General features: G+C 61.1%; 13 protein-coding genes and 2 pseudogenes. 14 read left to right on the forward strand and 1 reads right to left on the reverse strand.

Annotation, left to right across the window (positions count from 1 at the left end):
• Positions 1 to 24 precede the first annotated feature (24 nt).
• From dnaA to ACYU03_RS00065, 13 genes and pseudogenes are all read left to right on the forward strand, one after another.
• Positions 25 to 1,539 (forward strand): chromosomal replication initiator protein DnaA, encoded by a 1,515-nt coding sequence (gene dnaA, locus ACYU03_RS00005; RefSeq protein ID WP_461887478.1) that lies wholly within the window; start codon positions 25 to 27, stop codon positions 1,537 to 1,539.
• A gap of 40 nt (positions 1,540 to 1,579) precedes the next feature.
• Positions 1,580 to 2,683: a DNA polymerase III subunit beta gene (dnaN, locus tag ACYU03_RS00010; protein WP_461887479.1), complete on the forward strand. Its 1,104-nt coding sequence runs from the start codon at positions 1,580 to 1,582 to the stop codon at positions 2,681 to 2,683.
• 16 nt (positions 2,684 to 2,699) lie between these two features.
• Positions 2,700 to 3,803 carry a DNA replication/repair protein RecF gene (recF, locus tag ACYU03_RS00015; protein ID WP_461887480.1) on the forward strand — a complete coding sequence of 368 codons (1,104 nt, stop codon included), beginning with the start codon at positions 2,700 to 2,702 and terminating at the stop codon, positions 3,801 to 3,803.
• Positions 3,804 to 3,807: 4 nt separating this feature from the next.
• Positions 3,808 to 6,228 carry a DNA topoisomerase (ATP-hydrolyzing) subunit B gene (gene gyrB, locus ACYU03_RS00020; protein WP_461887481.1) on the forward strand — a complete coding sequence of 807 codons (2,421 nt, stop codon included), beginning with the start codon at positions 3,808 to 3,810 and terminating at the stop codon, positions 6,226 to 6,228.
• A 72-nt stretch (positions 6,229 to 6,300) separates the two neighbouring features.
• A pseudogene (locus ACYU03_RS00025) lies at positions 6,301 to 6,378 on the forward strand (type II toxin-antitoxin system mRNA interferase toxin, RelE/StbE family); the annotation flags it as partial.
• A 184-nt stretch (positions 6,379 to 6,562) separates the two neighbouring features.
• Entirely contained in the window at positions 6,563 to 7,468 is a 906-nt protein-coding gene (locus ACYU03_RS00030) for a helix-turn-helix domain-containing protein (RefSeq protein ID WP_461887482.1), read from the forward strand.
• Positions 7,469 to 7,623: 155 nt separating this feature from the next.
• On the forward strand, positions 7,624 to 8,934 hold the full coding sequence (locus ACYU03_RS00035) for an ABC transporter substrate-binding protein (protein WP_461887483.1): 1,311 nt from the start codon (positions 7,624 to 7,626) through the stop codon (positions 8,932 to 8,934).
• An 81-nt stretch (positions 8,935 to 9,015) separates the two neighbouring features.
• Positions 9,016 to 9,939, forward strand: a complete 924-nt coding sequence (locus tag ACYU03_RS00040; protein ID WP_461887484.1) for a carbohydrate ABC transporter permease — start codon at positions 9,016 to 9,018, stop codon at positions 9,937 to 9,939.
• Positions 9,940 to 9,949: 10 nt separating this feature from the next.
• Positions 9,950 to 10,783, forward strand: a complete 834-nt coding sequence (locus ACYU03_RS00045; protein ID WP_461887485.1) for a carbohydrate ABC transporter permease — start codon at positions 9,950 to 9,952, stop codon at positions 10,781 to 10,783.
• A 48-nt stretch (positions 10,784 to 10,831) separates the two neighbouring features.
• Positions 10,832 to 11,944 carry an ABC transporter ATP-binding protein gene (locus tag ACYU03_RS00050; protein ID WP_461887486.1) on the forward strand — a complete coding sequence of 371 codons (1,113 nt, stop codon included), beginning with the start codon at positions 10,832 to 10,834 and terminating at the stop codon, positions 11,942 to 11,944.
• A gap of 26 nt (positions 11,945 to 11,970) precedes the next feature.
• Positions 11,971 to 13,446 (forward strand): mannitol dehydrogenase family protein, encoded by a 1,476-nt coding sequence (locus ACYU03_RS00055; RefSeq protein WP_461887487.1) that lies wholly within the window; start codon positions 11,971 to 11,973, stop codon positions 13,444 to 13,446.
• 17 nt (positions 13,447 to 13,463) lie between these two features.
• Entirely contained in the window at positions 13,464 to 14,954 is a 1,491-nt protein-coding gene (gene xylB, locus ACYU03_RS00060) for a xylulokinase (RefSeq protein WP_461887488.1), read from the forward strand.
• A 41-nt stretch (positions 14,955 to 14,995) separates the two neighbouring features.
• Positions 14,996 to 15,943, forward strand: a complete 948-nt coding sequence (locus ACYU03_RS00065; RefSeq protein ID WP_461887489.1) for a carbohydrate kinase family protein — start codon at positions 14,996 to 14,998, stop codon at positions 15,941 to 15,943.
• A 126-nt stretch (positions 15,944 to 16,069) separates the two neighbouring features.
• On the opposite strand, the pseudogene ACYU03_RS00070 reads toward ACYU03_RS00065, so the two are convergent.
• Positions 16,070 to 17,386 (reverse strand): annotated as a pseudogene (locus ACYU03_RS00070) (sigma-54 interaction domain-containing protein).
• Positions 17,387 to 17,623: 237 nt separating this feature from the next.
• On the opposite strand from ACYU03_RS00070, the gene ACYU03_RS00075 reads away from it, so the two are divergent.
• Entirely contained in the window at positions 17,624 to 18,508 is an 885-nt protein-coding gene (locus ACYU03_RS00075) for an MBL fold metallo-hydrolase (RefSeq protein WP_461887490.1), read from the forward strand.
• Positions 18,509 to 18,535 lie beyond the last annotated feature (27 nt).

Raw genomic sequence — 18,535 nt, forward strand, 5'->3', positions numbered from 1 at the left:
CGGCTTTCAACTCAGGGGATATCCGTGTCAGTGGAACTTTGGCAGCAGTGCGTAGAGCTTCTGCGCGATGAACTGCCTGCCCAGCAATTCAACACCTGGATCCGTCCGCTACAGGTCGAAGCCGAAGGCGACGAGTTGCGCGTCTATGCGCCCAACCGTTTCGTTCTCGATTGGGTCAATGAAAAGTACCTGGGCCGCCTGCTCGAGCTGTTGGGTGAGCACGGCAACGGCATTGCGCCTGCGCTTTCCTTATTAATAGGCAGTCGGCGCAGTTCGACTCCACGTGCGGCCCCCAATGCCCCGGTCAGCGCCGCTGTTGCCGCTTCCCAGACCCAGCAGCCGGTCATCACTCCCAGTGAACCGGCCCCAGCGCCGGTGACGCCGGCTGCGGCTGCCAGCGAGATCGAAGAAGCGCCTTCCCGCGACAGTTTCGACTCCATGGGCGAATCCTCCTCGGCGCCGGCTGCAACTGGCCGCACCGAGCAAAGGACCGTTCAGGTCGAGGGTGCGCTCAAGCACACCAGTTACCTGAACCGTACCTTTACCTTCGAGACTTTTGTCGAAGGTAAGTCCAACCAGTTGGCCCGGGCTGCCGCCTGGCAGGTCGCCGATAACCCCAAGCATGGCTACAACCCGCTGTTCCTTTATGGCGGTGTCGGCCTGGGTAAGACGCACTTGATGCATGCTGTGGGTAACCACCTGCTCAAGAAGAACCCCAATGCCAAGGTGGTGTACCTGCACTCCGAGCGTTTCGTAGCCGACATGGTCAAGGCGTTGCAGCTCAACGCCATCAATGAATTCAAGCGCTTCTACCGTTCGGTGGATGCGTTGCTGATTGACGATATCCAGTTCTTCGCTCGCAAGGAGCGCTCCCAGGAGGAGTTTTTCCATACTTTCAATGCCCTGCTCGAGGGTGGACAACAGGTCATCCTGACCAGTGACCGCTACCCGAAGGAAATCGAAGGCCTGGAAGAGCGCCTGAAGTCACGCTTTGGCTGGGGCCTGACGGTGGCCGTGGAGCCACCGGAACTGGAAACGCGCGTGGCAATCCTGATGAAGAAGGCCGACCAAGCCAAGGTCGACCTACCGCATGATGCCGCATTCTTCATCGCCCAACGTATCCGTTCCAATGTGCGTGAGCTCGAAGGCGCCCTGAAGCGAGTGATTGCCCACTCGCACTTCATGGGCCGCGATATCACCATCGAACTGATTCGCGAATCGCTCAAGGATCTGCTCGCGCTGCAGGACAAACTGGTCAGTGTGGATAACATCCAGCGGACCGTGGCTGAATACTACAAGATCAAGATCTCCGATCTGTTGTCCAAGCGACGCTCTCGCTCGGTAGCCCGGCCGCGCCAGGTCGCCATGGCGTTGTCCAAGGAGCTGACCAACCACAGTCTGCCGGAAATTGGCGATGTATTTGGCGGTCGCGACCATACCACCGTGCTGCACGCCTGCCGCAAGATCAATGAACTGAAGGAATCCGACGCGGATATCCGCGAGGACTACAAGAACCTGCTGCGGACGCTGACGACGTGATGGGCGTCAGCGCAGCTTTTTGAAGGCAAGGGACTAGACCATGCATTTCACCATTCAACGCGAAGCCCTGTTGAAACCCCTGCAACTGGTCGCAGGCGTCGTCGAGCGCCGTCAGACCTTGCCGGTATTGTCCAACGTGCTGCTGGTCGTTCAGGGTCAGCAGTTGTCGCTGACTGGTACCGACCTGGAAGTCGAGCTGGTTGGCCGCGTTCAGTTGGAAGAGCCCGCCGAGCCCGGCGAGATCACTGTGCCGGCGCGCAAGCTGATGGACATCTGCAAGAGCCTGCCCAACGACGCTCTGATCGATATCAAGTTCGATGAGCAGAAGCTCGTGGTCAAGGCAGGCCGCAGCCGCTTCACCCTGTCGACCCTGCCGGCCAACGATTTCCCGACTGTGGAAGAAGGCCCGGGTTCACTCACCTGCAATCTGGAGCAAAGCAAGCTGCGTCGCTTGATCGAGCGCACCAGCTTCGCCATGGCCCAGCAGGACGTCCGTTACTACCTCAATGGCATGCTGCTGGAAGTATCCACCGACACCCTGCGCGCCGTGGCTACTGACGGCCACCGTCTGGCCATGTGCTCCATGCAAGCAGCCATTGGCCAAGCCGACCGCCACCAGGTGATCGTGCCGCGCAAAGGCATCCTGGAGCTGGCGCGCCTGCTCACTGACCCGGAAGGCATGGTCAGTATTGTCCTGGGCCAGCACCACATCCGTGCGACAACGGGCGAGTTCACCTTCACCTCCAAGTTGGTGGATGGCAAGTTCCCGGACTACGAGCGGGTACTGCCGAAGGGCGGCGACAAGTTGGTTGTCGGTGACCGTCAGCTGCTGCGTGAAGCGTTCAGCCGGACTGCCATTCTTTCGAACGAGAAGTACCGCGGTATTCGTCTGCAACTGGCTGCTGGCCAACTGAAAATCCAGGCGAATAACCCGGAACAGGAAGAAGCAGAAGAAGAGATTAGCGTCGACTACAACGGTGGTTCGCTGGAGATTGGCTTCAACGTCAGCTATCTGCTGGATGTGCTGGGCGTGATGACTACCGAGCAGGTTCGCCTGATCCTGTCGGACTCCAACAGCAGTGCTCTGCTGCAGGAGGCGGGCAACGATGACTCCGCTTACGTTGTCATGCCGATGCGTCTGTAATTTGTAGCAGACCCTAATGTCCCTTCGACGTGTATCGGTCACCGCGGTGCGTAACTTGCACCCGGTGACCTTCTCCCCTTCCCCCCGCATCAACATCCTTTACGGCGCCAATGGCAGCGGCAAAACCAGTGTGCTGGAAGCCGTATATCTATTGGGCCTTGCGCGCTCATTCCGTAGCACGCGTCTCAACCCGGTGATCCAGTACGAACAGCCAACTTGTACAGTATTTGGCCAAGTAGAGCTGAGTGAGGGTGGAACCAGTAACTTGGGGATTTCACGGGAACGCCAAGGTGATTTCACCATCCGGATCGATGGGCAGAATGCGCGCAGTGCTGCACAGTTGGCGGAGATCCTTCCGTTACAACTGATCAATCCGGATAGTTTCCGTCTGCTCGAAGGAGCGCCGAAGATTCGCCGCCAGTTCCTGGATTGGGGAGTGTTCCACGTGGAACCCCGATTCATGGCCACTTGGCAGAGGCTTCAGAAGGCTCTACGGCAGCGGAACTCATGGTTGCGGCATGGTACACTTGACGCTGCTTCGCAAGCCGCCTGGGACCGGGAGCTGTGCCTGGCGAGCGCGGAAATAGATGAATACCGTCGCAACTACATCAAGGCCTTGAAGCCTGTCTTCGAGCGAACCCTGAGCGAACTGGTTGAACTGGAAGGGTTGACCCTGAGCTACTACCGCGGGTGGGACAAGGACCGGGAACTCAACGAAGTACTCGCCTCCTCCTTGATGCGGGATCAGCAAATGGGGCACACCCAAGCCGGTCCGCAACGCGCTGACTTGCGCCTTAGACTGGGCGCACACAATGCCGCAGATATCCTGTCGCGGGGCCAGCAGAAGCTTGTGGTCTGTGCCCTTCGTATTGCCCAGGGTCATCTGGTTGGCCAGGTTCGCCGTGGTCAATGTATTTATCTCGTCGATGACTTGCCGTCCGAGCTGGATGAGCAGCATCGCCGCGCACTGTGCCGCTTGTTGGAAGAATTACACTGCCAGGTTTTTATCACCTGTGTAGATCACGAATTACTGAGGGAAGGCTGGCAAACGGAAACGCCAGTTGCCTTGTTCCACGTGGAACAGGGCCGTATCACCCAGACCCACGACCATCGGGAGTGAAGGCATGAGCGAAAATCAAACGTACGACTCCTCCAGCATCAAAGTGCTGAAAGGGCTGGATGCCGTGCGCAAGCGCCCCGGCATGTACATTGGCGACACCGATGATGGTAGCGGCCTGCACCACATGGTGTTCGAGGTGGTCGACAACTCGATCGACGAGGCCCTCGCCGGTCACTGTGATGACATCACTGTCATCATTCATCCGGATGAATCCATCAGTGTTCGCGACAACGGTCGTGGCATCCCGGTTGATGTGCATAAAGAAGAAGGCGTCTCGGCGGCCGAAGTCATCATGACCGTGCTTCACGCAGGCGGTAAGTTCGACGACAACTCTTACAAGGTTTCCGGCGGTCTGCACGGTGTGGGTGTTTCTGTTGTGAACGCCCTTTCCGAGCAGTTGATCCTGACTGTGCGCCGCAGTGGCAAGATCTGGGAACAGACCTACGTTCACGGTGTTCCACAGGCGCCGATGGCCATTGTGGGTGACAGCGAAACCAGCGGTACCCATATCCACTTCAAGCCTTCGGCTGAAACCTTCAAGAATATTCATTTCAGCTGGGACATCCTCGCCAAGCGTATTCGCGAACTGTCCTTCCTCAACTCGGGCGTTGGCATCCTGCTCAAGGATGAGCGCAGCGGCAAAGAAGAGTTCTTCAAGTACGAAGGTGGCCTGCGCGCATTCGTTGAATACCTGAACACCAACAAGACTCCGGTGAACTCCCAGGTATTCCACTTTAACGTGCAACGTGAAGACGGCGTGGGTGTGGAAATTGCCCTGCAGTGGAACGACAGCTTCAATGAAAACCTGCTGTGTTTCACCAACAACATTCCACAGCGTGACGGCGGTACCCACTTGGTGGGCTTCCGCTCCGCGCTGACCCGCAACCTGAACAACTACATTGAGCAGGAAGGTCTGGCCAAGAAGAACAAGGTTTCCACCACGGGTGACGACGCCCGTGAAGGTCTGACCGCGATCATCTCGGTGAAAGTGCCTGATCCGAAGTTCAGCTCGCAGACCAAGGACAAACTGGTTTCCTCGGAAGTGAAAACCGCCGTGGAACAGGAGATGGGCAAGTACTTCTCTGACTTCCTGCTGGAGAACCCTGCCGAAGCGAAAGCTGTCGTCGGCAAGATGATCGATGCGGCCCGCGCCCGTGAAGCTGCGCGCAAGGCCCGGGAAATGACCCGCCGCAAAGGTGCGCTGGACATCGCCGGCTTGCCAGGCAAACTGGCTGACTGCCAGGAGAAAGACCCTGCCCTTTCCGAACTCTACCTTGTGGAGGGTGACTCTGCAGGTGGCTCGGCCAAGCAAGGCCGTAACCGCAAGACCCAGGCCATCCTGCCGCTCAAGGGTAAGATCCTCAACGTCGAAAAAGCACGTTTCGACAAGATGATCTCGTCCCAGGAAGTCGGCACCCTGATCACTGCCCTAGGTTGTGGTATCGGTCGCGAAGAGTACAACATCGACAAACTGCGTTATCACAACATCATCATCATGACCGATGCTGACGTTGATGGTTCGCACATTCGTACCCTGCTGCTGACCTTCTTTTTCCGCCAGCTGCCAGAGCTGGTCGAGCGTGGCTACATCTACATCGCTCAGCCGCCGCTGTACAAAGTTAAGAAAGGCAAGCAGGAACAGTACATTAAGGACGACGACGCCATGGAAGAGTACATGACGCAGTCGGCCCTTGAAGATGCGAGCTTGCACCTGGACGAATCCGCACCGCCGGTTTCCGGTGTTGAACTGGAGCGTCTGGTCAACGAATTCCGCTCGGTGATGAAGACTCTCAAGCGTCTGTCGCGCCTGTACCCACAGGAACTGACCGAACATTTCATCTACCTGCCTGAGGTCACGCTCGAGCAGTTGGGCGATCACGCGGTCATGGAAAGCTGGCTGGGCAAGCTTCAGGCACGCCTGAGCGGTACCGAGAAATCTGGCCTGGTGTACAAGGCCAGCTTGCGTGAGGACAAGGAGCGTAATGTCTGGCTGCCAGAGGTAGAAATCACCTCCCATGGCCTGGCCAGCTACGTCACCTTCAACCGCGATTTCTTCGGCAGCAACGACTACCGAACCGTTACCACCCTGGGTGCAAGACTCAGCACGTTGCTGGGCGAAGGTGCTTATGTCCAGCGTGGCGAGCGCAAGAAAGCGGTCACCGAGTTCAAGGAGGCACTGGATTGGCTGATGACTGAGACCGCTAAGCGGCATACCATCCAGCGATACAAAGGACTCGGCGAGATGAACCCGGACCAACTGTGGGAAACCACCATGGACCCGAACGTTCGTCGCATGCTCAAGGTGACCATCGAAGACGCGATCGCTGCTGACCAGATCTTCAATACCCTGATGGGTGACGCGGTGGAGCCTCGCCGCGAGTTCATCGAGAGCAACGCGCTTTCGGTGTCCAACCTGGACTTCTGATCAAGTGTTAATAGCCACGATTCGTGAACGCTTGGTAGCTCCCCTGCGCGTGAAGGTTGCGCTGGATGCCCTTATAGCCTTGAGTTCGATGCGCGGCCACTGAAGGAGTGGCAAAACCTGAGTGATACCGTTCGCCAGCAGCTCAAGAAAAACCCCAGATCTTCGGGGTTTTTCTTTTTATAAACATAGGATTATTCAACGGTTTGATCACGCTGCTATTGAACTGACCTCTCAATGGCGTAATACCTGTGGGGCTGGCTTAGCTGCTAGGGGCTCGGCAGCGACGGGAATTTTTGGCTAGGATGTTCACTTGCCCCCGGTCGACTGGATCACTATGTCAAAAGTTAGCAAAGTCACCGACCCGTCCTATGAGCTGATGGACGACCACGAAGGTCATTCGCTGATCTACCGTCAGCACGGTTTCCCCAGTCCGTTGGTGCGTTGGCATTTCCATAAGGAATACGAGCTGCACTTGATCGTTGCCAGCTCCGGCAAGGTGTTCATCGGCGACTACATCGGTAACTTCGCCCCCGATACGTTGTTTCTCACCGGACCGAACCTGCCGCACAACTGGATCAGCCAGGTCGGTCCAGGCGAAGTGGTGGGCAAGCGTGACATGCTGGTCAACTTCACCGACGAAGTCCTGGAAGACGGCAGCAGCGTGTTCTCCGAACTGAACCAGCTCACCCCGCTGCTGGCCCGAGCACGTTACGGCATAGAGTTCCGCGACCCGGCGTTGATCGCTGAGACCCGGCAACTGCTGCAACGTATCGCCGACAGCCGAGGCATGACCCGCCTGGGATACTTTTTTATCCTCATGGAGCAGCTCGCCGCCTGCGAGGATTACCAGTTGCTGTCCACTGTCACGTCCTCGCAACTGGCTGACGAACATAACGTCGAGCGCATCAACCGGGCGGTGGACTACATCTTCCAGCACTACGCCCAGGATCTCACCCAGAACGAGGTCGCCGAGCTCCTGGGGATGACGCCCACCTACTTCTCGCGCTTCTTCAAACAGGCCGCCGGGCGCGGTTTCGTCGAGTTCGTCAACCGCCTGCGGGTCAGCAAGTCCTGCGAGTTGCTGGCCAAGAGCGATCTGCCGGTGACCGAAGTGTGCTTTGAATCGGGCTTCAGCAACCTGTCTAATTTCAACCGGCGCTTCCAGCAGCTCAAGGGCATGACCCCCTCCGACTACCGCAGCCTGGTGACCCAGCGTCTGACCGAGCAGAACTTGCTCTGACCCCACCCCACGCGTAAGCCAGTGCAAAAAAGTATCAGCCAAAGTGCAGGCTAGGCTTTGTCGGCTTCGCCGTGCGGCGGTGTAATCGGCGGCGAGCGACACAAAAACAATAATGTCTTCCGTACCGCCATTCGGTCCGGAAGGGGAGTTCACAGATGAACGACTCGATCAAGGCCTGTGTGGCCGCCGCCTGTCTCAGCTTGCCGCTATTCGCCCAGGGCGCTGAAGTTCTGACCATCGCCACGGTCAACAACAACGACATGATCCGCATGCAGCGCCTGTCCAAGGTGTTCGAGGAACAGCACCCGGACATCAAGCTCAAGTGGGTGGTGTTGGAGGAAAACGTCCTGCGCCAGCGGCTGACCACCGACATCGCCACTCAGGGCGGCCAGTTCGACGTGCTGACCATCGGCATGTATGAGGCCGCGCTGTGGGGCGCCAAGGGCTGGCTGGAACCGATGCAAGACCTGCCCGCCGACTATGCCCTCGATGACGTGTTCCCCTCGGTGCGCGATGGCCTGTCGGTCAAGGGCACGCTGTACGCCCTGCCGTTCTACGCTGAAGCCTCGATCACCTACTACCGCAAGGATCTGTTCCAGGAGGCTGGGCTGAGCATGCCCGAGCAGCCGACCTGGACCCAGCTCGGTGAGTTCGCCGCCAAGCTGAATCACCCTGACAAGGACCAGTACGGCATCTGCCTGCGCGGCAAAGCGGGTTGGGGCGAGAATATGGCGTTGCTCAGCACCGTGGCCAATGCCTGGGGCGCGCGCTGGTTCGATGAACAATGGAACCCGCAGTTCGACGGTAGCGAGTGGAAGGATGCACTGACCTTCTATGTTGACACCATGAAGCAGTACGGTCCGCCCGGTGCCTCCAGCAACGGCTTCAACGAAAACTTGGCGCTGTTCAATAGCGGAAAATGCGCGATGTGGGTCGACGCCAGCGTCGCCGGTTCCTTCGTCACTGACGAGAGCCAGAGCAAAGTCGCCGACCAGGTCGGCTTCACCTTCGCGCCCAGCCAAGTCACTGACAAGGGCGCCTCTTGGCTGTATTCCTGGGCTTTGGCGATCCCCACCAGTTCCAAGTCCAAGGACGCGGCGAAGACCTTCAGCACCTGGGCCACCTCCCAGGCCTATATGAAGCTTGTGGCCGACAAGGAAGGCGTGGCCAACGTGCCGCCAGGCACCCGCGCCTCCACCTATAGCGAGGCCTACCTGGCCGCTGCGCCGTTCGCCAAGGTAACGCTGGAGTCGCTCAAACGAGTCGACCCCAACCACCCGACCCTCAAGCCCGTGCCCTATGTCGGCATCCAGCTGGTAACCATTCCGGAGTTCCAGGCCATCGGCACTCAGGTCGGCAAGCAGTTCTCCGCCGCGCTTACCGGGCATTTCAAGGTCGACCAAGCGCTCGCCGCCGCCCAGCAATCTACCGCCCGTGAGATGAAACGCGCCGGTTATCCCAAGTAGCCCGCCCCGGCTGTCGCCGCGTCGCTTCCTGGCGCGGTGGCGGCTGGCTGCTCGCCCTTTTCCGTTGCACATGGAGTCGCCATGAACACTTCGGCCCTCGACACCCCGACCCTCGCCGCCCCGCGCCCCGGCAAACGCCGCGTCGGGCCTGGCTGGTTCTTGGTCAGCCCCTCGGTGGCGCTGCTGTTGTTGTGGATGATCGTGCCCCTGGGCATGACCCTGTATTTCTCGCTGATCCGCTACAACCTGCTCTACCCTGGCGAAAATGATTTTGTCGGCCTGGAGAACTTCAGCTTCTTCGTCACCGACGCAGGTTTTATGCCTGGCGCCCTCAACACCCTGACCTTGGTCGGCAGCGTGCTGGTTTTCAGCGTAGTGTTCGGTGTGCTCATCTCCGCTCTGCTGGAGGCCGGCGAGTTCTGGGGCCGGGGCGTGGTTCGGGTACTGCTGATCTCGCCATTCTTCATCATGCCCACGGTCAGCGCGCTGCTGTGGAAGAACCTGATCTTCCATCCGGTGTCGGGGATTCTCGCCGCCGTCTGGCGCCTGTTCGGTGCCCAACCGGTGGACTGGCTGGCGCACTACCCGCTGCTGTCGATCATCCTGATTGTTTCCTGGCAGTGGCTGCCGTTCGCCATCCTGATCCTGATGACTGCCATGCAGTCCCTCGACCAGGAGCAGAAAGAAGCCGCGCGGCTGGATGGCGCCGGCCCCCTGGCGATCTTCTGGCACCTGACCTTGCCGCACTTGGCGCGTCCCATCGCGGTGGTGGTGATGATCGAGATGATCTTCCTGCTCTCGGTGTTCGCTGAAATCTTCACCACCACCAGCGGTGGCCCTGGCTACGAATCCACCAACCTTGCCTACCTGATCTACAACCAGGCCCTGCTGCAGTTTGATGTCGGCATGGCCTCGGCCGGTGGCCTGATCGCCGTGCTGATCGCCAACATCGCCGCCATCGTGTTGGTACGGATGATCGGCAAGAACCTCACCGAGCGCAGCTGAGGAGCCCGCCATGCTGACACTCAAGCAAACCCGTGGCCTGCGCGATGCGCTGATCGGCCTGCTGTGCTGGGGCATCGCCCTGGTGATCTTCTTCCCGATCTTCTGGATGCTGCTGACCAGCTTCAAGACTGAGCTCGCCGCCTTCGCCACACCGCCGAGCTTCATCTTCCAGCCGACCCTGGAGAACTATCTGCATATCAACGAACGCAGCGACTATTTCTCCTACGCCTGGAACTCGGTACTGATCTCCTTCTCGGCCACCCTGCTGTGCATGGTCATCGCGGTGCCGGCGGCCTACTCCATGGCCTTCTTCGAAACCCGCCATACCAAGCGCACGTTGTTGTGGATGCTGTCGACCAAGATGCTGCCGCCGGTCGGTGTGTTGATGCCCATCTACCTGCTGGCCAAGAGCTTCGGCCTACTCGACTCGCGCCTAGCGTTGATCATCGTCTACACCTTGATCAACCTACCGATCGTGGTGTGGATGGTGTACACCTACTTCAAGGACATCCCTGTGGACATCCTCGAAGCCGCACGTCTGGACGGCGCTGGCACCTGGCAGGAGATCGTCCGCGTGCTGCTGCCGATCGCCCGCGGCGGCCTGGCCTCGACCCTGTTGCTGTCGCTGATCCTGTGTTGGAACGAGGCGTTCTGGTCGCTCAACCTGACCTCCTCGGCCGCCGCCCCGCTGACCGTGCTGGTCGCCTCCTATTCAAGCCCCGAAGGCCTGTTCTGGGCCAAGCTCTCGGCCGTCTCGACCCTGGCCTGCGCGCCGATCCTGATCTTCGGCTGGATCAGCCAGAAGCAGTTGGTCCGCGGCCTGTCCTTCGGTGCCGTGAAATGAACCGCCTTCCCACCCTTTCGTCCCCGGCCACCGCGGAGGTAATTCGACATGGCTGACCTGAAGATCCGTAACCTGCAGAAAGGCTTCGATGGCCACGCCATCATCAAGGGCATCGACCTGGACGTGCGCGACCGCGAGTTCGTGGTGTTCGTCGGCCCGTCCGGTTGCGGCAAGTCGACCTTGCTGCGGCTGATCGCCGGCCTTGAGGAGGTCAGCAGCGGCAGCATCGCCCTGGATGGTGTCGACATCACCGACACCGCCCCGGCCAAACGTGACCTGGCGATGGTGTTCCAGACCTATGCGCTTTACCCGCACATGACCGTGCGCAAGAACCTGTCGTTCGCCCTAGACCTGGCCGGCGTCGACAAGCGCGAAGTGGTCAGCAAGGTCGACAACGCTGCGCGCATCCTCGAACTACAACCGCTACTTGAACGCAAGCCGCGCCAGCTCTCCGGCGGCCAGCGCCAGCGGGTGGCGATCGGCCGGGCGATCGTGCGCAACCCGAAGATCTTCCTGTTCGATGAGCCGCTATCGAACCTCGATGCCGCCCTACGTGTGCAGATGCGCCTGGAGCTGGCGCGGCTGCACCAGGAGCTGGCCGCGACCATGATCTACGTGACTCACGACCAAGTCGAGGCGATGACCCTGGCCGACAAGGTCGTGGTGCTCAATGGTGGGCGCATCGAGCAGGTCGGCTCGCCGTTGGAGCTATACCACCACCCGGCCAACCTGTTCGTCGCAGGTTTCCTTGGCACGCCGAAGATGGGCTTCTTACGTGGACACCTGAGCCGTAACCATGGCAACCAGTGCGAGGTCGCCCTCGAATGTGGCGCACGTATCACCCTGCCGCTGTGCGCGGGCGAGTTGTCTACTGGTAGCCAGGTGACCCTCGGCATCCGCCCGGAACACTTGAGCATCGCCCGCGCCGGTGACGCTGTTCAGGAGATGCTGCGGGTCACCGCCGACGTCAGCGAGCGGCTCGGCAGTGACACCTACTGCCATGTACGCACCGACTCCGAGGAGATGCTCACTGTACGGGTGAGGGGCGATTTCGCGCCCGAGTATGGTGAAAAACTTGAGCTGGGCTTCGACCCGGGTCACTGCCACTTGTTCGACAGCAACGGCCAGGCCCTCGGCAAACGACTGCAACAGGCGGCCTGAGAGGTCGCCTTCCAAGGATATCCAGGATGAAACTCAACCTGCAGAACCTCGGGCTGCTGGCGACCGCGGTCGCCCGCCCTTCCTATGATCCTGCGCAGGTGCGCCAGGGGATCGTGCACATCGGTGTCGGCGGCTTCCACCGCGCCCACCAGGCGGCCTACACCGACGCCCTGATGAACCGTGGCGAAGGCCTGGACTGGGCGATCTGCGGTGTTGGCCTGCGCAGCGAGGACCGCGCCATGCGCGATGCCCTGGCCGGGCAGGACCACCTCTACACCCTATTCGAACTGGGCGACCAGACAGATACCGAAGTGAGGGTGATCGCCGCCATCAGCGGCATGCTGCTGGCCGAGGACGGCGCCGAAGCACTGCTGGCCAAGCTGGCGGAGCCGGCCATCCGTATTGTCTCGCTGACTATTACCGAAGGTGGCTACTGCATGGATGACAGCAGCGGCGAATTCCTCGCCGACCTGCCGTTGGTCCAACACGATCTGGCCAACCCACGGTCCCCGCGCAGCGTCTTCGGCTTCCTCTGCGAGGCCCTGCGCCGACGCCGTGACGCGGGTGTGCCGGCGTTCACCGTGATGTCTTGCGACAACCTTCCACACAATGGCGAGGTGGCGCGTAAGGCATTGCTGGCGTTCGCCTACCTGCTCAACCATGATTTGGCCCAGTGGATCGACGACAACGTCAGTTTCCCCAACGCCATGGTCGACCGCATCACCCCGATGACCAGCAGTGCCCATCGCCTGCAACTGGCCGAACGACACGGTGTCGAGGATGCCTGGCCGGTGGTCTGCGAACCCTTTGTCCAATGGGTGCTGGAAGACCGGTTCGTCGCCGGGCGCCCGGCTTGGGAGAAGGTTGGCGTGCAGTTCACCGACGACGTCACGCCCTACGAAGAGATGAAGATCAAGCTGCTCAACGGCAGCCACCTGGCCCTGACCTACTTGGGGTTCCTGCAGGGTTACCGCTTTGTCCATGAAACCCTCGCCGACCCGCTGCTGCGCCGCTACATGCGCACCTTCATGGATCTGGACGTGACCCCGCAGCTCGCGCCGGTGCCGGGCATCGATCTGGAGCGCTACAAAGATAGCCTGACCGAGCGCTTCGCCAACCGTGCCATCGCCGACCAGCTAGAGCGAGTGTGCTCGGACGGTTCGTCGAAGTTTCCCAAGTTCATCGTGCCAACCGCCAACCGCCTGATCGAAGCCGGCCAGCCGCTGGAGCGCGTGGCACTGGTGGTGGCGGCGTGGGCGCTGTACTTGCGAGGGGTCGACGAACAGGGCACGCAGTACGCGATTCCCGACCCGCGAGCCGCGCAGTGCCAGGCCCGGGTCGTGCAGCGCGATGGGCTGGCGGCCCGCGTACTGGGCGATGAGTCCATCTTCGGTGCGGCGATACCGGCCTCCAAGGCCTTCATCGGAGCCTTCGAGAGGATGTACGACAGCTTGCGCGAGTTCGGCGTGAGTGAAACCCTGCGCCGCGTACTCGGCGACTGAACCTGGAGCGCGATGACATGGAGGGACTGTTCCTAGGTATCGACTGTGGCACCCAGGGCACCAAGGCCCTGGTGCTGGACGTCGGCAGTGGTCGCGTGTTGGGCCAGGGCAGTGCCGCCCATGCACCGCCGCAAGGCCGCGATGGCCGTCGCGAACAGGACCCGGCTGACTGGCTGGGTGCCCTACGCGTGGCGGTGACCGGCGCCTTGCGAGAGGCTGGTGTCGAGGGCCGGGCGGTGCGTGCGCTGGCGGTGTCTGGCCAGCAGCACGGCTTGGTGCTGCTCGATGCGCAGGGCCAAGTGCTGCGCCCCGCCAAGCTGTGGTGCGACACCGAGACCACACCGGAAAACCAGGAGCTGCTCGCAGCCCTTGGTGGTGCCAGCGGTTCGTTGGAGCGGCTGGGGCTGGTGATCGCGCCGGGTTACACGGTGTCCAAGTTGTTGTGGAGCAAACGCAACTTCCCCGAGTTGTTTGAGCGTGTCGCCCATGTCCTGCTGCCCCATGACTACCTCAACTACTGGCTGACCGGCCGCGCCTGCACCGAGCCTGGCGATGCCTCTGGTACCGGATACTATGACGTGCGTCGCAGGACCTGGGCGACGGATCTGCTGCAACGTATCGAGCCGGGTGAACGCCTGCTGGCAGCCCTGCCCGAGCTGATCGAACCCGGCGACTGCGTGGGTACCCTGCGCGAGCAGGCCGCCGAAGCACTCGGCCTTGATCCCCAAACCTGGGTGGCTAGCGGTGGCGGTGACAACATGCTCGGCGCCATCGGCACCGGCAACATCCATCCCGGCATGATCACGCTGAGCCTCGGTACCTCCGGCACCCTGGCGGCCCATGCCGATCAAGCGCAGGTGACCGCACAGGGTGAAGTGGCGACCTTCTGCGCTTCCAGCGGCGGCTGGCTGCCTTTGATTTGCACCATGAACCTGACCAGTGCCTGCGCCCTGGTCCAAGACCTGCTGCAACTTGACCTGGACAGCTTCGCGCAACTCGCCGCTCAGGCATCGATCGGTGCCGACGGCCTGCTGATGCTGCCGTTTTTCAACGGCGAGCGGGTGCCTGCCCTACCCGAGGCCAGTGCCAGCCTGCACGGCATGACCAGCGCTAACCTGACTCGCGCCAACCTCTGCCGGGCGGTGCTGGAAGGTACTTGCTTCAGCCTGCGATATGGCCTTGATCTACTGCGCGCCAGCGGCCTGCAAGGCGAGGAAATCCGCTTGGTCGGCGGTGCGGCGAAAAGCCCGCTGTGGCGCCAGGTGCTCGCCGACCTGCTCGGCCTGCCGGTGGTCTGTCCCCGGCAGACCGAAGCCGCCGCCCTCGGCGCGGCGATCCAGGCCGCCTGGAGCCTGGGCCGCCAGCAGGTCTGGGGCGACAGCCTGGAAACCCTGTGCCAGCGCTGCGTGATCCTCGACGAGAGCACCCGCACCGTGCCGCAGCCGGTACAGCAGGCCGCCTACGAGGTTGCCTACCAGCGTTACCGGGCGTACCTGCCTGCACGCTGATTGCGGGTATCCTTCCCTCATCTTTCGTTTCGGAGAACTTCATGTACCTGGTGTGTGGTGAGGCCCTGTTCGATGTCTTCAGCCTGGAAAACAGCCCCCGCAGCGGCGAACTGGGCTTTACCGCAATCGCCGGCGGCTCGCCGTTCAACGTCGCCGTCGGCCTGCGCCGACTGGGTGTGGAAGCGGCGCTGTTCGGCGGGCTGTCCAGCGACTACCTCGGCGCGCGCTTGCGCCAGGTTCTGGAAGAGGAAAGCGTGGACTGTAGTTTTCTGGTCGCCAGCGATGCGCCGACCACCTTGGCCATGGTCGGACTGGATGCCAACGGCTCGGCGCAATACCAGTTTCGTGGAGAGGGCTGCGCCGACCGGCAGGTACGCCTGGAGCACTTGCCGACCTTGGACGACAAGGTGCGTGGCCTGCATGTGGGGTCCTACACTCTGGTGGTGACACCCGTGGCCGATACTCTGATGGCGTTGGTGCAACGTGAAGGTGGCCGACGTCTGGTCAGCCTCGACCCTAACGTGCGACTCAACCCACAACCGGATGTCGCGCTGTGGCGGCGCCAGGTCGAGGCCTTTGCCGGCCATGCTCACCTGATCAAGGCCAGTGAAGAAGACCTGGCCCTGCTCTACCCTGGCCGCGATCCAGCCGACGTGGCACGTAGCTGGCTCAACGAGCGCTGTCGATTGGTGTTCGTCACCCACGGTGGCGATGGCGCCAGCGTGCATTGCGCCCATGGCTCGTGGGCGCGGCCAGCTGATGCTTCGTTAGTGGTGCGTGATACCGTCGGTGCCGGCGACACCTTCCAGGCTGCAGTACTCGCCTACCTCGCCCGCTTAGGCGCGGCCAGCCCTGAAGGGCTGGCTGCATTGGAGCGCAAGGCGATCGACGAGATGCTCGCTTATGCTATCCGTGCAGCGGCCATCACCTGCTCACGGGTCGGCCCGCAGTTGCCGTTTGCGCATGAGCTGTCGGCCAAGGATAGTTAGTGGGCGAGAAGGAGCTGGAATCGCTGGCGATGGTCGTGTTCCACGTGGAACATGATTTCACCGAAGGTGGACATGGCCTAGGGCCTGTAACCGGGGCTGCTTTGCCGGGGGGCTCATTTCAGTGATTCAGAGGCCCAGTTCACGCAAGCGTCTGTATAAGGTGCGTTCACTGAGGCCCAAGTGACGAGCCAGGTCGCTGCGCGAGCCTTGAAAGCATTCCACTACCTGCGCCAGTTGGCTCAGGTCGCTGCTGGTTCTGCGCGGTTTCAGTGAGGGGGCTCTTTCGCTGAGCGGGCCAAGTTCTTCGGGTAGGTGCTCGATGCGGATTATTCCGTCGTCGGCGAACAGGCGCGCACGTTCGAGGATGTTGCGCAACTCACGGATGTTGCCCGGGAATGGATGCAGCCTGAGTCGCTGCAATGCCTCTGGTGAAAGGCTGGGGGCTTGGTTGCCTGCCATGCGGCGCAAAAGGCTCTCGGCCAATAGAGGGAGATCCTCTACGCGCTCGCGCAAGGCTGGCAGGCGAATGGGGAAACCGCTGATGCGGTAGTACAGATCTTCCCGGAAGGTGCCGTCGGCCACCAAGGCCTTCAAGGGTTTGTGGGTGGCCGAGACCAGGCGGAAATCCGAGTGCACGGTACGCAAGCTGCCAACAGGGCGGAAGCTGCCAGATTCGATCAGACGCAGCAATTTTACCTGCATTGCCAGGGGCACTTCGCCGATCTCGTCAAGAAACAGGGTGCCGCCATGGGCAGCTTCGGCCAGTCCGATCTTGCGCTGCAAGGCGCCGGTGAAGGCGCCCTTCTCATAGCCGAACAACTCGCTCTCGAACAGCGATTCGGTCAGGGCGGTGCAGTCGACTACCACCAGAGGACCGCTTGCCCGGGGACTGCCCAAGTGCAAGGCGCGGGCGAACAGCTCCTTGCCCGTTCCGGATTCGCCCTGCAGCAATACCGGAATCTGCGCCGGAGCCGCGCGTTGCAGGCTGGCGAGTGCTGTTTTGAAGGCTGGCGCGCGGCCTACCAGCCCTTGCTGCTGTGGTTGTGCCGAGGCCAGGGTAATGCTGGTCAGGCGTTCGACAAAGGCCACCACCCTGCCCTACTCGTCGAGGATCGGTCGCAATTCGACATCGACATGTTCGGGGCCACGCGGCGTATGGTGGATGTGCAGGACGCGCTCTGCCACCTTGCTGCTCCAGGCCTTGCGCATCGGGCAATGCTCTCCGGCCTGGTCGCAGGGCACGGCGTAGTGGTGGGATACCCGGTGGCACTTCTCGCCCAGCGGCGCTTGGTCGTCCACACCGAACTGACGCCGGTAGGCGGCATTGGCCGCCAGGATGTTGTACTGGGTATCCAGCACGATGGTGGGCTGCGCGTCGTGTTCCAGGTAGGAAACCAGCGCCTGTATGGCGGGATGAGTAGAGGCAGCGGGAAGCTCAGGCATATCGGCACCAGAAGAAGCACCCGCAGAGCTTATCAGTGACTGCCAAAGGCTGCCACGGACTGCCAACCGTCTGCCAGTCAGCGTGGCAGAAACTGGCAGGCCCGTTCATCAATTGCCCGGTTTATAGGCGCATTCTTCAGGAAAATCGGCTGAATGGCCTTGGCATGTATCTTGATAAAAGCCTTCCCACTGCCTACGCCTCTATCAAGGCCGGCAGAAAAAACTGGAGAGTGGCAAATGGTCATTGGCAGCAATCTTTATGTGGAAGCCTTGTTCGATGAGGTGACCTCAACCATCAGCTATCTGGTCATGGACCAAGGCTCGGGTCACTGCGCATTGATCGATAGCGTGCTCGATTACGATCCAAAGTCTGGACGCACTTGTACTGAATTGGCGGACAAATTGATTGCCCGGGTCAATGAGCTGGGCGCCAAGGTCCAGTGGATTCTCGAAACCCATGTGCACGCCGATCACTTGTCGGCCGCGGCGTATCTGAAGGACGCATTGGGCGGTCAGGTGGCGATCGGCAGCCGCATCACCCAGGTACAGAAGGTCTTTGGCGCGCTATTCAACGCCGAGCCTGGGTTTGCCCGTGATGGCAGCCAGTTCGATGTGCTGCTCGAGGATGAGCAAGTCTTTGCTATCGGCAATCTGCGGGCGCGTGCCATGCATACGCCGGGGCACACACCGGCCTGCATGACCTATGTGGTGGAGGATGCAGGCGAGTGCGTGGCTTTTGTCGGTGACACGCTGTTCATGCCTGACTACGGCACGGCTCGTTGCGACTTCCCAGGTGCCGATGCGCGGACCTTGTACCGCTCGATTCGGCGCATCCTCGCCCTGCCCGGCCAGACCCGCCTGTTCATGTGCCACGACTACCTGCCCGGTGGCCGCGAATTACGTTACATGACCACGGTCGCTGAGCAACGCGCCAGCAATGTTCACATCCATGAAGGTGTCAGCGAGGACAGTTTCGTGGCCATGCGCGAGGCTCGCGATGCCACGCTCGAAATGCCCGTCCTAATCCTGCCCTCGGTGCAGGTCAACATGCGCAGCGGCCAGTTACCCGAGCCGGAAGCCAATGGCGTGCGCTATCTGAAGATCCCGCTGAACGTGCTGTGAGCACGCCGCCTATAACGACTATTCAAG

The sequence above is a fragment of the Pseudomonas sp. X10 genome (genome assembly GCF_054889225.1).